The 16,130-nt window shown below is 34.1% G+C and carries 10 protein-coding genes, 3 tRNA genes and 1 pseudogene; 6 read left to right on the top strand and 8 right to left on the bottom strand.

Features of this window, described 5'->3' with window-relative positions; all coding sequences use genetic code 11:
• Nucleotides 1-240 precede the first annotated feature (240 nt).
• The gene (locus AVFI_RS15555; protein WP_214651491.1) at nucleotides 241-1,770 is read left to right on the top strand and encodes a sensor domain-containing diguanylate cyclase; all 1,530 of its coding nucleotides are present in this window, start codon (nucleotides 241-243) and stop codon (nucleotides 1,768-1,770) included.
• A gap of 35 nt (nucleotides 1,771-1,805) precedes the next feature.
• Here AVFI_RS15555 and AVFI_RS15550 read toward each other — a convergent pair whose 3' ends face one another.
• A complete protein-coding gene (locus AVFI_RS15550; protein WP_199414875.1) occupies nucleotides 1,806-2,999 on the bottom strand; it encodes an MFS transporter in 1,194 nt (397 codons plus the stop codon).
• Between the two features lie 101 nt (nucleotides 3,000-3,100).
• Here AVFI_RS15550 and AVFI_RS15545 point away from each other — a divergent pair, with 101 nt between their 5' ends.
• Complete coding sequence (locus tag AVFI_RS15545) at nucleotides 3,101-3,970, top strand: LysR family transcriptional regulator (RefSeq protein WP_005423561.1); 870 nt, start codon at nucleotides 3,101-3,103, stop codon at nucleotides 3,968-3,970.
• 202 nt (nucleotides 3,971-4,172) lie between these two features.
• Nucleotides 4,173-4,785, top strand: a pseudogene (locus AVFI_RS15540) (toxin-antitoxin system YwqK family antitoxin).
• Nucleotides 4,786-4,876: 91 nt separating this feature from the next.
• Here the strand turns inward: AVFI_RS15540 and AVFI_RS15535 are convergent.
• Nucleotides 4,877-7,522: a beta-N-acetylhexosaminidase gene (locus AVFI_RS15535; RefSeq protein ID WP_188863205.1), complete on the bottom strand. Its 2,646-nt coding sequence runs from the start codon at nucleotides 7,520-7,522 to the stop codon at nucleotides 4,877-4,879.
• Nucleotides 7,523-8,039: 517 nt separating this feature from the next.
• Between AVFI_RS15535 and AVFI_RS15530 the strand changes: the two genes are divergently transcribed.
• The gene (locus tag AVFI_RS15530) at nucleotides 8,040-8,519 is read left to right on the top strand and encodes a DUF1097 domain-containing protein (RefSeq protein WP_155679396.1); all 480 of its coding nucleotides are present in this window, start codon (nucleotides 8,040-8,042) and stop codon (nucleotides 8,517-8,519) included.
• Between the two features lie 150 nt (nucleotides 8,520-8,669).
• Here AVFI_RS15530 and AVFI_RS15525 read toward each other — a convergent pair.
• The 4 genes from AVFI_RS15525 to AVFI_RS15510 form a co-directional block, all read right to left on the bottom strand.
• Nucleotides 8,670-8,745: transfer RNA gene (locus AVFI_RS15525), tRNA-Asn, on the bottom strand.
• 28 nt (nucleotides 8,746-8,773) lie between these two features.
• Nucleotides 8,774-8,849: transfer RNA gene (locus AVFI_RS15520), tRNA-Thr, on the bottom strand.
• Nucleotides 8,850-8,896: 47 nt separating this feature from the next.
• Nucleotides 8,897-8,987: transfer RNA gene (locus AVFI_RS15515), tRNA-Ser, on the bottom strand.
• A 158-nt stretch (nucleotides 8,988-9,145) separates the two neighbouring features.
• Nucleotides 9,146-10,045 carry a GGDEF domain-containing response regulator gene (locus AVFI_RS15510; protein WP_054775173.1) on the bottom strand — a complete coding sequence of 300 codons (900 nt, stop codon included), beginning with the start codon at nucleotides 10,043-10,045 and terminating at the stop codon, nucleotides 9,146-9,148.
• A gap of 166 nt (nucleotides 10,046-10,211) precedes the next feature.
• On the opposite strand from AVFI_RS15510, the gene AVFI_RS15505 reads away from it, so the two are divergent.
• Nucleotides 10,212-10,541 (top strand): Hpt domain-containing protein, encoded by a 330-nt coding sequence (locus AVFI_RS15505; protein WP_188863206.1) that lies wholly within the window; start codon nucleotides 10,212-10,214, stop codon nucleotides 10,539-10,541.
• 69 nt (nucleotides 10,542-10,610) lie between these two features.
• Here the strand turns inward: AVFI_RS15505 and AVFI_RS15500 are convergent, their stop codons facing one another.
• Entirely contained in the window at nucleotides 10,611-12,191 is a 1,581-nt protein-coding gene (locus AVFI_RS15500; RefSeq protein WP_188863207.1) for a putative bifunctional diguanylate cyclase/phosphodiesterase, read from the bottom strand.
• Nucleotides 12,192-12,235: 44 nt separating this feature from the next.
• Nucleotides 12,236-13,120 (bottom strand): sigma-70 family RNA polymerase sigma factor, encoded by an 885-nt coding sequence (locus AVFI_RS15495; RefSeq protein WP_054775172.1) that lies wholly within the window; start codon nucleotides 13,118-13,120, stop codon nucleotides 12,236-12,238.
• Nucleotides 13,121-13,531: 411 nt separating this feature from the next.
• Between AVFI_RS15495 and AVFI_RS15490 the strand changes: the two genes are divergently transcribed.
• On the top strand, nucleotides 13,532-16,126 hold the full coding sequence (locus AVFI_RS15490) for an ATP-binding protein (protein WP_188863208.1): 2,595 nt from the start codon (nucleotides 13,532-13,534) through the stop codon (nucleotides 16,124-16,126).
• The last annotated feature ends 4 nt before the right edge of the window (nucleotides 16,127-16,130 follow it).

Here is a 16,130-nt window from a genome sequence, read left to right as displayed (position 1 = left end):
AAGAACCATAATATTCTCTTTCATTATCAATGGCAGTAACACGATACAAGTCAATGCAACTCTATTTATGATCTTTAATTATATTGATAGCAAACCTCATATATTATAAAGTCCACCTCAATTATTACAGTCATGCAATAAATGACTTTTTTGTTAAATTTAGGTTAAGTGATTAGAGTGATTACATTTGGTAAGTCCAATAAATTATTTTTTTGGCCACGCTTTATCGTTTTATTTACAATGTTAAATATCTTATTATTTTCAGTGTTTTATTTCTATAAGTTCTCACAGAACCAGATAGAAATAAGTAAAATAAAATCAGAACAAAGTGCTCTAATTTCAGCACAAAAAAAATACATTGCCATGACTCTAAACAGCATTGGGCAAGACTTACTGCTGCTTTCTGATTTTATTGAAATTAACAAAGCGTATCAAAAACACGAACGTAAACTCATTAAACTAGCTGAAATGAACACGCTTGCTCTGAGCTTACGTAAAGGACTTTATGATCAATTAAGATACCTTGATCTTGAAGGCAATGAGCTCATTCGTATTAACTATAATAATGGTATTCCAAGTGTTGTTGCTGGTAATGAATTACAAAATAAATTTAACCGTTATTATTTTCAAGACAGCTTATCTTTAAATGATGGGGATATTTACGTTTCTATTTTAGATTTAAATATTGAGCATGGTGAAATCGAAGAACCTTATAAACCTATGATTCGTCTAGCTACGCCTGTATATGATGATCAGGGAAATAAAAGAGGTATCGTTATATTAAATTACCTTGCAGCGCATTTATTAGATGGTCTAAAACTATTTTCTTTGGATAAAAGAAACCATCACATGCTAATAAACAGTAATAATTACTTTTTATTTTATGATAAGAGACCCGATCTCGAATTTGCTTTCATGTTTAGTGATGACAAAAGTAAAACATACCCAGAAATTTATCCAATAACTTATTCTTGTATCGAGAAAGAATCTAAAGGTCAATATGAAATTGGTTCAGGTATTTTAACGTTCGATTCCGTCTTCGCTTACCCTAAAAATTTAGATTCAGTGAAATCAGTTAAAATTGTGAAAACGGACTCATGTTGGCGATTGATCACTTTTGTTCCTAATTACCCTAAGTGGTCAATTGAGCGAATCTCAAGCGGTGAAGTGACTCTAATTGGATGCTTTATTCTACTTTCTTTTGTTGTATCGTTGGTTATTACTCAATTACAACTGAAGAAAAAAATTGACCATAACGAAATAAAAAAACTGGCTCACCACGATAGCCTGACAGGCCTAATCAACCGTGGATACTTTAAAAAACTGTTTCATTGGAAAATGCAAAAAGCACGAAAAAATGAAACTAAATTAGCTCTGATCTACATTGATTTAGATGGATTTAAAGATCTCAATGACAACTTTGGCCACAGTGCAGGTGATTTAGCATTAAAAGCAGTAGCTCGAAATCTATACAGTACTTTCGCAGAAAATAGCTATGTTGCTCGATTAGGTGGTGATGAATTTGCCGTGCTTATTCATACGATTATTGATGAAGAAGCAATATTTGCTCTTGTTGAGGAGTTTTTAGAAAGCAGTAATGCACCATTGATGCTTGAAGATATTCCATACCAACTAAGCACAAGTATTGGTATCGCTTTCTTCCCTGAACATGGTCGTTCTATTAATGACTTAATGCACAACGCTGATGCTGCAATGTATGACATTAAACGTTCAGGAAAGAATGGATTTAAAGTATTTGAAAACCTTTAACTCAGGTTTTTATTACTAGGCTATATTGACCTTTTCTACGCCCAAGCCACTTTAGCTTGGGCGTAGTGATTTAAACGCCAACATAAAGCAAAAATAATCATATATAGGAAACTCGCTCCAAGCATTACTGTATTCCACCCTCCATGCTGCCAACAAAACATCAAATAAAAACCACCTAAACTACCACTGACATAATAATGCACCAAATACAAAGCTGTCGCCGTAGATTTAGCAGTTTCTGCTTGCTGACTCACCCAACCATAAGCTAATGAATGAGTAAAAAACGCTCCAAAGCTTAATACATTTAAACCAATCACTATTATAATTAGTGAATCGCTTGTCGTAATAAGCATTCCAATTAAGCTAATGAATGTCCCTACGAACATACCAAATACAGAACTAAAACGTTGACTCCATAAACCCACTAACCTAGAGCTTACCGTTCCGGATAAATAACAAAGAAAAATCATAGAAGTAACGCTTAAAGGTAAAGAGTAAGGCTCAGCAATTAGTCGAAAGCCAGTAACAGAATAAAGGTTTACAAATAAAGCAAAATTCACCCCGCCAATAACCATAGCAAGAAAGAGACGTCGGTTTCTTAAGTGTTGCACTATCACTCGATAATAAGAAGATAATTCCATTTTATCTTCATGGATTTTACTCTCTTTTGGTAATACAAATGCAACAAGCATCGCACCAATAAAACTGACACTAGCCATGAATATCACGGCAGTTTGCCAATCAAAATGATCCGTAATAATCCCTCCAAACAACCGCCCTGAAATACCACCTAATGAGTTTGCACTAATATAAGCACCGATCGCATAACTGAACGCTTTTGCTGTAAATGCTTCAGCCATATAAGCAACCGCTACAGCTGTAAACCCAGCTAGAGCCATCCCCATTATGGCTCGACTCACAATTAATACGGTTAAGCTATCTGTAAATAGCGACAATAAGCCTATTGCTGGTAATAAAAATAGACTTAATAACATCACATTACGACGACCAATAAAATCAGAGACAATAGCCCAAGGCAAAAGCATAAAGGCTAACGTAAATGTTCCAGCAGCTAGCAACCAATTGATTTTCGTGGCAGATACAGAAAAGTGCTCAGCAAGAACAGGTAGCATTGGCTGAAACAAATATAAATTACAAAATACAATAAAAGACCCAAATGCAAGAGCTGCACTTACTTGATAATAGGCCTTACTTTTAAACTCAATCATCTTAGTGATCGCCATTAGAAAACTGTACTAAAACTGTAGCAACTCCATTTGAATAGTGAAAATATATTATAATTATCATTTCAATAGCATTTAGTTATCACATGGATACTCGACTTCTTACTTATTTTGTTTCTATTGCTGAGCACAAAAACATGACACACGCCGCTCGCGCTCTACACATAGCTCAACCTGCCTTAAGTGTTGCAATAAAAAAACTAGAGAACCAACTAGAACTAGAACTATTTCGTAGAGATGAGAGAAAAATGATACTGACTCATGAAGGCGAAGTATTACTAACTCATGCAAAGCAAATCCTACAACAATTGGACGACGCCACACTGGCGATGAAAGAATTACGAGGTTTAGAGAAAGGGGAAGTTAGATTAGGTGTTCCAAGTATTATGGGGACCTATTATTTCCCAGATGTTTTAATGGCATTTAAAAGTCGTTATCCAAAATTAAAACTCACCATTGTTGATGCTGGTGCTCAATCAATACAAAAAATGCTGCTTGATGGTGAAATTGATCTTGGGATTACACAAATAAAAAACCTACCGAATGAACTGGATTCTGACCACTTACTTCGCTCCCAAATGGTTGCAGTTGTAAGTAATGAACATGAATTTGCTGATAAAAAATCACTCACTTTTTCAGAGTTTTTCTCTCAAGAATTAGTCATGTTCAAGCAAGGCTACTTTCATCGAGAAAAACTGGATGCCATCTGTAAACAAGAGGGACTAACTGCAAACTTTTCTTTTGAAACCAACCTATTAGCAGTGATTATGAAAATTGTAAAGCGTGACTTTGCCATTAGTGCATTACTAGAATTAGCTACCGAAAATGAGCCTGATATTGTTTCTATTCCATTTAGTGAGCCTATCTATTTAGATATATCCATTGCATGGAGAAAGAATGGTTATTTGTCTAAAGCTGATAGAACTTTTCTCGAATTTGTAAAACAAAACCATTAGAAGCTACATCAAGAAGCACGAAAAGTTCCCTAAAATCACACCTCATAAATGCAAAGTATGACTACCAAATTTGGTACTGACATTAATAAAAATTAGTGGAATATTAAATCTTACTTACTTTCTAGTTCAGTAACGAAAGTAATAAAAGATGAAATTAAAACAACAGCGCTAAACACTGTTTGCTAATAAATGAGGTGTCACAATGAAAAAATATATTCCTGTTCTATTTGCTCTAAGTGCTGTATCTGGTGTTAGTTATGCAGGTACAACAACACAAAGTGATTCTGTTGATTACTTACAAATGCGTAATGGCATTGCCTATCAAGTAAACCAAGAGACACCTTACTACAGGGAAATTTGTTCAAAAATACGATAATGGACAAATCTCAACAAAAGCTCAATTCAAAGATGGCGTTGAGATTGGTACAGAAAGTAATTGGTATCCAAATGGACAAATGGCTTCGAAACTTAATTATAAAGACGGCAAGCTTGATGGTTTAATGCAAACTTGGTACGTGAATGGTCAGAAAAAAACAGAATTCACGTATAAAAATAATCAGTTAGATGGCCAAGCAACACGTTGGTATGACAATGGCGAAAAAAATCTAACCGTTAATTACGATGATGGCCAAAAAGATGGCCTATACACCAGCTACTACGCTAATGGTAAAAAAGCCACTCAAGCCAATTACGACGATGGAAAAATCAAAGATGGCTCAGTCACCCACTGGAACAATCATGGTGACAAAGTGGAACAATTAACTTTTAAAAACCAAAAAGTCGTTTCAGAACAAACATGGATGCCAGAGAGTTAATCTGTTTATATAAGCCAATAAAAAAACGGCACTTCTATAATAGAAGTGCCGTTTGATTATTTAATGACTGAATTTATGTTTCTAACGTAAATTACTTAACGCTAGTTACACGGCTAACACGCTCACCAGTAAATGATGCTGAACGAATTTGAACGTCACCAGTTACTTTTGGTTTGTTTGCATTGTCGTATTCAGCCCATGTTTTACCGCCATCTACAGAGTATTGTAGCGTTACACCTGGGAATGAAATGTTCATGCTTAGCTCACCGTTCACAACTTCTGCACCTGGGATAGGTAGACGGTAATCAATACCCGCTCTTTCAAGTTTAGCTAACTCACGTTGACCCATTGTGTTTGCAAACTTAGTCCAATCAGCTAATTGTGCTTTCTTATCTACTAGGTTTGTTTGTAGAGAGTACTTAACACCCGCTTTGTATTCATTTTCCCAAGATGCTTCATGCCATGCACGCTCAGCCGCGGCGATAACACGTGGGAACACCATGTATTCATATTGCTCATCAGTACGTACGGTTTCAGACCAAAGTTGAGCAGATAGACCATAGAAAGGTTTCTTAGGTGATACTGTGCCCGCACTTTCAAAGCCATTACCGTCACGGTCAACTGATGTTTCCGCATTTTGAGGTAAGTTTTCTGGTGCAAAACCGAACATCTTACGAGTATCTGTTGCACGAGTTGCCCAGTAGTAACCACGCTCTTTTGCATCGACTTCGTATGGGAAGTCCATGTAAACGTAATCTGGGTTAGAGATAACTACATCGTAACCTTTTTCAGCCCATTCGTAAGCTGAAGCACCGCCGCCCCAGTACAATGTATCCCAGAAGTTTGCACGTACTGATTCCGTTGCAAATGCATTTGCATCTTCAGAGTGTTTTAAACCATCTTGCCATGCTTGGAAGTGTGGAATGCCTTGCTTAGCAACGATCTTAGATACTTGCTCTGCGAAGTGACTTGGTAAATGTTCGAAATCAGCAACTTCACCGTTTGCAATCAGAGACTGACACTGTGGCGATTTTTCAAATGGGAAGTCTTGCTTAGATAAATCTAAATCCCCTTTCCATGCGATTTTCTCTTCATCGTTGATATCTTGGAAACCAGCGTGAAGTTTGATGTTTTTCGCTTCATCACCACCGAAGTGCCATGTTGATAGAGGAACACCCGCCGCTTTGTGCATTGCTGCAACTTCTGTGATTACTTTATCTACGAACGTTGCAGATGAATCTAAACATGGGTTAATGAAGCTTTGTTTGTTGTAGAACTGAACCGTAGTTACGTTTGATTCATCCTTTGGATCCATCAGACGGTATTGGTTCGCTTCTTCCATCTTACCTTCAGCAGCAAGACGAGCATAACGTGCTTCCATTGACATAACTGCTGCACGTGAGTGAGCTGGCATATCGATTTCTGGAATCACTTCAATGTTACGGTTCTTAGCGTAAGTTAAGATTTCTAGGTAATCTTCTGTTGTGAAGTAACCAGAACCAAAGTTATCTGAATCAGCACCAGAACCTAGTTGAGGTAGTAGACAAGAAGTTTCTGTCTCATCAAAACAACGATTACCACCAATATCTGTTAGCTCAGGAAGACCAGGGATCTCTAAACGCCAACCTTCATCATCAGTTAAGTGAAGGTGTAGTTTGTTTAGCTTGTATGCTGCCATTTGATCAACAGTCGCTAGAATTGCTTCTTTTGAATGGAAGTTACGAGCGACATCAACCATTACACCACGGTATTCAAAACGTGGAGCATCTTCTACGTTTAACGTTGGGATTTCTGAGTTATCTAAACTTACTAGAGCAAGTAAAGATTGTACGCCGTAGAATGCACCCGCTTGGTCAAATGCTACAACTGTAGTTTTACCTTCAGTCACATCTAATTTGTATGCACCAGATACGCCATCCTTAAATTGTTTCTTATCAACAGAAACTGACACTGGGTATTCACCCGATGTTTCAAGACCAAGCAGCTCTGCACGTTGGTTTAACGCAGCAAGTTGGTCAGCATCAATACCGTTTGCAGTAATTGAGATACCTTTAGCTAAATCTACCGTTTTGTTCGTTAGTGTTGTTTTTAATGGTGTTGGAATAATGTGAGAAGCCACGTTTTCTTCAACTACATCTGCGTTTTTCTCAAAACGAGTGTTTGCCGTTGCAACAACGTTATTATCAGCAAGAGTACGTTTTAATTGAACACCGATGATTTCATCTACGTATTCGCCAGTATCTTCTGTATCTAAAGAAATGATATTACGAGCTTCAGCACCTGGAGCCGTTACAAACGCACCTGGCATAAAGTCCGTTTCAAATAACTGCCAGTATTCAGCGATCAGTGGAATAACCACTTCTTCACCAGCCGCGAAGCCGTCAAATTTTTCAGTTGGTTCAAGTTTATGTAAATCACCCGTTACGCGAGTAATTTTAAATTGGTCATTTTCTACATCTAAAATTAAACGGATGCTGTGGAAATAAATTGTCCAATCTTTTGAATCAACAGCTTCACCAGTGTTAGTTAGCGTCATGTTTACTTTGTTACATGATGCCCATTCAGCTTGAAGCTCTTTACATGCAAGACCGTCATCAGCACCTTGGTTTGTAATAACTGTGTAGTTAATATCTAGGTTTTCAGCTAGTTGATTAACAGCAGACTGCTCAGATGATGTTGATGAACAACCTGCAAGGCCAGCTAGTATTAGGGTTGATAAAAGCGTTTTCTTAAACATGATATACAATTCCATTATGAGTAATTTAATTTCTAATCTGGAATTACAATACGAAACTTTTTTGACTTTACAAATTAAGTAAATTCGCAATTTTGCTCTAAATCACACTTATTTTTATATTTTGCGGTATAAATTATTTTAATGCGATTCACGTCAACTTATAACGGAATGCAATTCCATTTAAATATTAAAAATATAACTATCATTATGTGAAGCAAAGCACATTTACTATTAAGTTAGTAATTATCAATACAAATTTTTACGACAAACGCTGCATATAATTGGTGTTAATAGACTTAATTCACTTTGAAATAAAGTTTTACAACTATATGAAACTTTATTCCAAAATAACTCAATATATTCATAAATTAATTTAAAACCCGCCGTAATCGATTGCTATCTCAATTTAAAAGAAAACAGATGTAAGAATAACCATTTTAAGAGATTTACATCACTAAAATAATTTCAAGAAATCACTATTATTACTAATTAGCAAACAGACAACACAGGCAAAGTTATGAGCACATTGATTGCGATCGCAATTACTACAGGTATTCTTTCAGGAGTTTGGGGCTGGGTAGCCATAAGCTTAGGTTTATTGAGTTGGGCAGGTTTTTTAGGATGTACAACCTACTTCGCCTCCCCTATTGATGGCATCAAAGGTATTGGATTAAGTATTGCGACGAATTTAAGTGGTGTTTTCTGGGCTATGGTGATCATAAAATTATCATCTATGATGAGCTTAGAGATCATTGGTTATATCATTACAGCCATTGTTGCTTTCTTTATGTGTGCTCAAGCTAAAAAGTCATGGCTAAGCTTTATTCCAGGTACGTTTATTGGTTCTTGCGCTACTTTTGCTTCCAATGGTAATTGGCAACTTGTTATTCCATCACTAATTTTGGGTGTTATATTTGCTTATGCGATGAAAACATCGGGCTTATGGTTAAAAGAAAAATTAGAAACAAACAAATTAATTGAAGCCAGTAAAAATTAGTCACTTTAGTACTATTGATTAGATACAAAAAAAAACTCTTACATATGCGAGCAGTAAGAGGTTTTTTTATTTGTTCTTTATACTAATATAATAAATTGCTTAAATGCAAAAACGCCGCTTGATATAACTATCAAGCGGCGTTCTTAAAAGTGGCTCCCTTTGCTGGACTTGAACCAGCGACATACGGATTAACAGTCCGCCGTTCTACCGACTGAACTAAAAGGGAACAGATTGTATCTCATAAAGAGAAAAGATGGTGCCGACTACCGGAGTCGAACTGGTGACCTACTGATTACAAGTCAGTTGCTCTACCTACTGAGCTAAGTCGGCACACTTTATCTTTTTACTATCAAGCTACAAGCTCAACAGTGTAATAGTGGCGGAGGGATAGGGATTTGAACCCTAGAAGGGCTATTAACCCTTGCCGGTTTTCAAGACCGGTGCTTTCGACCACTCAGCCATCCCTCCGCGGGACCATCTGAAGCAACTGCCTCATCAAGTGATGTCGCGCATTATAGAGAAAATGAGATCGGGCGCAAGTGTTTTTTGAAAAAAAATGTTTGTTTGATTAAAAAAAAGCCAAACTGATGTAATTTACGCAGAATTGAATGAATTATATCCATTTATCAATTACTTATTAACGATATGCAGTTGCGTCCCTGTTTTTTTGCTTTATATAACTGCTGATCGGCGGTTTCTAATAAAAATTGTTCTGATTTAATAGATTCCGCATTAATCAAAGCAGCGCCAACACTGATACTTACTCTACCATACGATGAAAATTCATGCGTAATGTTTAAATCATAAATACATTGACGTAATAACTCCGCAGTCTGTCTTAACTGTTCAAGATCGGTATCAAATTGGATTAAAGTAAACTCTTCACCACCGTACCGGTAAACTCTGTCCGTTTTCCTTTGTAAGGTTCTCATTAAAGCTTTCGCGACTCTAATAAGCACCTCATCCCCAGCTGAATGCCCATAGTTATCATTAAAAAGTTTAAAATGATCAATATCAAATATAATTAATCCCAGATTACCCTTTAAGCGTTGGCTTTCAGCCCATCGATTTTCTAAATCAAAATCAAACATACGACGATTGAGCAAATTAGTTAATCCATCTAAAGATGCATGTTTCTCTAATAAATCCGATTTGAGCTTAAGCGCTAACTGATTACGAATACGTTTTTGCAAAATAACAGCGTGAAATGGTTTAGTTACAAAATCAACAGCACCAAGATCTAAAGCTCGAATTTCATCTTCTATAGATTGATTAACCGTAATAACAATGATTGGGATATCTTTCGTTGTTTCATTATTTTTAAGCCTTTCAATTACCTCAAAGCCATCCATAATAGGCATATGAATGTCCAATAACACCAAATCTATATGTTCTTGATGGATAACGTCCAGAGCTTCCTGTCCATTTGTAACTGAAACACATGTGAATGCCTTTAATAACCGCTGCAATACAAGACGGCTCACAGGTTCATCTTCTGCAATTAAAATTTTTGGTTCAGTTAACATACATCACCTACTTCCATATTAAGAACCTCTGCTTTATTGATATCATAATTTTTATAGAAAGAATGTGATTCATAAAAAGAAATCTTAACCTATTGTTTATAAATGATATGTTTTTTATTATTTATCTTCTATAGTTAAAATATATAACATCAATGGGTGAGTAATAGTGATTAATATTAGCATATTAGAAGAAATGTTTGATGGGGATAAAGAGATCCTCCGCCAATTGTTCGAACTCTATCTAGAGGAGCACTCAACACTTTCAGATACAATAAATGAAGAATATAAAAACAATAAGTTACCTGAATTATTTCGCACTTTTCATACCCTTTATGGGGCATTAAGCAATTTATGTGAAGAAGATATTTTACCTTTAATTAAAGCAATTGAAGCCAATGCCAAAAACCATGAAACACCGTCTCAACACTCTATAGATTCAGTAATAGCTGAACTAGCGAAAATAAGACAGCAAATGATAGATTATTTAAATGATTAGCATCAATTCTCCCATACCGATTAACGATATGGGAGAAGAGTCGTACATGACTTGTACTGAGCAGTCATACTAAGCGATAGCTGACATTTTTTCTCTTTCAATTAACTTTAATGACCAATTTATAATACTATCAATATCCTGAGGCTTACTAATGTAATAACCTTGGACATAATCACAACCTAATTCTTGCAATTCAGCAAACAAATGTTCATCTTCTACCCCTTCAGCGACCACATTACAGCCTAAACTATGTGCAAGATAAATCGTCGATGCCACTATTGCATAATCACTATTACCAACAGCCATATTCCTAATAAATGATTGGTCAATTTTAATTTGATTAAATGCCAATATTCTTAACAGAGATAAAGAAGAGTACCCTGTACCAAAATCATCAATACTGATGTAAAAACCCAACTCTGATAATTTAGATAACATCAAATAGGCCGCATCTACATCAGACATTAAGGCACTTTCCGTAACTTCTAAAATCATACTCGATGGTTCAAGATGCTTATTTGCTACCATATCAAATAACTGGTTATACAAATCATCATCATATAGATCCAATGTAGAGATATTGATATGAACCTGAAAGTTTAAATTATCATTTTTTAATCGAATAATATCTGAAGCGACTTGACTCACAACCCACTGAGTAATGCCTTTGATATAATTGTTTTTTTCAGCAATTGAAATGAATTTATCTGGAGGGATCATACTGCCATCTTTTTGTGGCCAACGAATCAATGCTTCATAACCATGTAGAGTTTTATCTATACTATTCACAATAGGTTGATAATAAAGCTCAAACTCTTTATTCGGAATAGCATGAACTAGTTTACTCAAAATATCGACTTCATCATTAATAGATTGCGCATAATTTTCTGAATAAAAATCAATAACTAAGCCCAATTTTTTTGCTTTATAACAAGCGATATCTGCTCGTTTAAGTATTTCATCTGCGTTATCAATATCATTGGAGTAGATTACATTACCTATAATAGGTTGCAGTATGAAATTTTTGCCTTTCATTTTAATAGGTTGAATAAGTTGCTCATATACCTCTAAAGCAATACTGTAGATTTTGTCCTTATTCGTTAAATTTCCAATAATTATAATTTCATTGTTATCGTAAAAGATAGAAACATTTCTATCATTACGATGTTTCTTAACCAATAAGGAAGCATAAGATAAAATGCTATTAAATGTTTTATCTGAAGAATATTCAATTAATGTTCTATAATTTTGTATTTTAATCTTTGTTAAGTTAAACAATTCACCATTATTTATTTTTTCTTCAATAAGAGTTTTATAAATTTCTACTTTATTGGTTATAACTTCTGTTTCATCATTATTAGATACCGTTTTCACTATCTTGTTTATTATCAATATAAAAATGAATGCTAATTGAGTAAAAAAAGTAACACTAATTAACATTGAGATATCTACATAGTCTCTTAGCCCTTTTTCTAAAAGCATATTTTCAATATATACAAACCCAACAAAGTATATAAACAAAAGTATATAAGCTAATATTCTCTTCGAAAGCTCATTATTCTTAACAAGATCATAGATTCCTTTAGATAACAAAACCAAAGAAACAACATTAGCAAACAACAATAATTTTAAAATAACGCCATCATCCATATAAATACAACCTCAAAATCCATGACATTAAATATGAAACAAAATCAACCTAGTGCTATTTCTAAATCCAATTTGTTTTTCTTAAAAATAGTATTCAATTTAACGAGTGTTTCGGATTGTATTTGTCGAACTCTTTCTTTTGATAAATCCAAATCTTTACCTAAATCTTCTAATGTCTTAACCTTACATCCAAACAAACCATATCGATTGATGATGATCTCCTTCTCTCTATAATTTAAAGAATCAATCCAAGATGACAAATTCATTTCTAAGTTATCTTGAGATAAAGAGTTATCAGGTTCTAATGCTTTATTATTTGATGAAAGTTCAAAAAAATTAGGGGATAATTCATCACTACATGCTGAGTGACAAGTCAGTTGGTTAGGTATCAAGCTTATAATCTTACTTACTTTAATTTGTTCCTCTTCACAATAAGTAGAGATGTCTCTAATTGATGGTTCACGTTTTAATGATTTAGATAATTCACGAGCAGCTCTAAGATAAGTATTTAGTTCTTTCGTTATATGGACAGGGAGACGAACGGTTCTAGAATGATTAAATAATGCACTTTCAATGGATTCTCTGATCCACCAAACAGCATAAGTTGAAAAACGATATCCTAATTCCGGGTTAAATTTATCAATGGCTTTGATTAAACCCAAATTCCCTTCTTCAATAATATCTAAAATTGCCAAATCCGTTTGATTTCTTTTTCGATACTTATTCGCAACTTTAACAACAAGCCTCAGATTTGACTCAATTAATGTATTCCTTGCTGACAGGTCCCCTTTTTTATACAGTCGGCTATAAACCAACTCCTCTTCTGCAGTAAGTAACTGATAGCGATTTATTTCCTTTAAATATAAAGAATATGAATCTTTTAAACCCTGCTCTTCACAGGCTCTCATATCTAACTTTGCATAAGCCATAACATATCCTTGTACCTAGCTGTTTTATATTTATTGTTATCAACTGTTTTTTCAGTTGTAAATAAACTATGGTACAAACACTAACAAGCAGCAATACCGTAAATTAATTTTCATAAAAAAAAATAAAGATTTGTAGGCAAGGTCACAAGTAATTCAACTATAGTCTCAAATATAAGGCGACAATATATTGACACGTAACTACTTACAATATAAACAATAAAATATACTGTAGATAACAACATTTAAATAACATATTTATCAATATGAATTCTGATATATTCAATCTTAGTCCAATATCAAATAAACGATTAATTAATGTTTAAAAACAAAAGATAATTACTTGTTCTTACTTTTTCATCCTATGCTTTACTTATAGGTTGGCACTTATGCCTTTATGAACAAGGATTGTTTATGTCACTACTAGATCATTTTTCTATCAAATCAAGAGTTTTGGTCATTACTTTTGTCCCTTTAATTCTTATCTCTCTCTTTTTTAGTAAGGAAACATATGATCATGTTAAAAGTAATAATAACCTACACAACATCAGTGCTAATCTTAAATTAAGTCAATTGTTATTTTCATACATAAACACCATGCACATGGTACGAATGAGCTTTCTTTCAGAAGCAAGCACATCATCAGAAAGTTTGGACTCTGACATTTTGATAAATCGCATGCTATTAAAGACTATAAATATCGAATCAGCTAAGTTACATAAAGAAATAAGCAAATTAGATAGTACAGTAGAACGAGAAAACAATACATTAGATACAATAGTTCAAAAAAATGAATCACAGATCAACAGCCTCAATAATGTGTATAGACTTTTAATAAATACTATTTCCACCTCTAGATTTGAGTCCATCAGCCAAAAGCTAACTTTGCTAAATCAACTAGAACTAATACACTATTGGGCTCTAAATGAAAATTGGTACACTCAACTATATTCTCGTTTTCCATCTCAACAATTTGAAAAACAAATAGACCGTTTTTATTACCAACAAGACCTATATATTACTGATTTAATTCAAATAGAAGAGTTAAACTCAGATTTTCAAACATTAAAAGCAGCGTTTGATGCAAAACAATCATCTCAGGCTAATACCAATAATTACCTTTCCCAGATCGAAGTAAATAGGAATACAGTATTCTCTGAGCTAGAACAACAAGTTACAAATAAAATAAAAAGCTACCAACTTACTATTGCAGGCTACAGCATCTTACTCATTTCCTTATTTATACTCATTATAGGTATTGGTTTATCGTTATCATCACGAATTCGTTCATACTTAAAAATGGTGTCTTTATCAATGAATAATATTGAGAAAAACCATGATTACAGTATAAAACTATCCGAAAATGGAAAAGATGAACTCACTGTTTTTTCTAACGAAATGAATACTCTCATTGCCAAACGACACCAAAATGAGAAAAAACTAATCAACGAAAAAGAAGAGGCTGAAAATGCCAATAAAGCGAAAACAACTTTTTTAGCTAATATGTCACACGAGATAAGAACGCCACTCAATGGTATTATCGGTATGTCTGGCGTTCTCGCAGAGACTAAACTAACCCCTATTCAACTTGATTATCTCAATACAATAGAAACCTCATCACAAACCTTGCTTGTTTTGATTAACGATATTCTTGATTTATCAAAGATAGAAGCTGGAAATTTTGCCATTTATTCTCAACCAAGTAATGTACGTGAAGTGATCTTTGATACGCTTTCAATCGACATTGCTAAGGCAACAGAAAAAAATCTAGACCTACATATTCACATATCACCTGACGTTCCAAACTTCTTAACTCTTGATGAGCATAGGATTAAACAGGTGTTGATGAACTTAACATCGAATGCAATGAAGTTTACACATAAAGGCTTCATATCTATATCTGTAAGTTTTTCACACCGTGTTGATAACGAAGGGTATTTAACTATTGCAGTCAAAGATTCAGGCATAGGTATAAATACTAGTGCAAAAGAAAATATACTTAACCCATTTATACAAGGCGATAGTTCCATTACTCGTCGCTTTGGAGGCACAGGGTTAGGATTAACAATAACCAATCAATTAATTGAATTAATGGGAGGGGCTCTTGATATTGAATCAGAGCAAGAAAAAGGAAGCCGTTTTTCCTTCCGTATAAAAACCAATATTGTTAATAAGAAACTCCCAATCCCAGAAAAACTGGAGAAATTAACAATAATATTAGTTGATGACAATTCTGGTTTATCACGCCCATTAACGGAAGAACTACATCGTTACCGTATCAACAATATCATAGTTAAAAAAGAAACAGATAAAATCACTATTTTTGATAGTAGCAAAGCCATTATCTTATATTGTGTAACTAGCTGTTTAGAAGATAATTGCCGAGAAAAACTAATCAGCATTCATAACAAAAATTTGAACACGCCTTTAATCCTCGTTCAAAAACATAAAAGTCGTATTACTACCCTTGATTCCATCATTGATGGATTAGTCACGTTCCCTATTTTAGGACATCGTTTTATCAAAACCTTGGAGAATTCATTAAGTATTCATCAAGAAAATCAAATATCTATTAATGATGTAATGCATTCACCACCATTACACTTAAAAGCACAAAATGAACAAATTAGTGTAAACAAGGAACATATACTCATTGTTGAAGATAATTTGGTAAACCAAAAAGTTGCATCATTATTTCTTGGTAATTCAGGATACACTTTTGATATTGCGAACAATGGACAAGAAGCGGTAGAAAAGTTCACCGATAGTGAAGCATACAATATCATTTTGATGGATTGTATGATGCCAGTAAAAGATGGATTTACAGCAACTAAAGAGATCCGAAAAGTAGAAAAAAATCAAAAGCGCAAAAAAATACCAATCATAGCGTTAACTGCCAGCATTCTGGATCAAGATATATCAAAATGCTATGAATCAGGAATGGATGACTTTATTGCAAAACCATTTAAAAAAGAAATTTTATTAGAAAAAATCATGACGATAAAATAAGGAC

The organism is Aliivibrio fischeri ATCC 7744 = JCM 18803 = DSM 507, from assembly GCF_023983475.1.
Classification (GTDB): Bacteria; Pseudomonadota; Gammaproteobacteria; order Enterobacterales; family Vibrionaceae; genus Aliivibrio; species Aliivibrio fischeri.
Note: the sequence above shows the minus strand (reverse complement) of the source record. Positions and strands in the feature narration are given on the sequence as shown.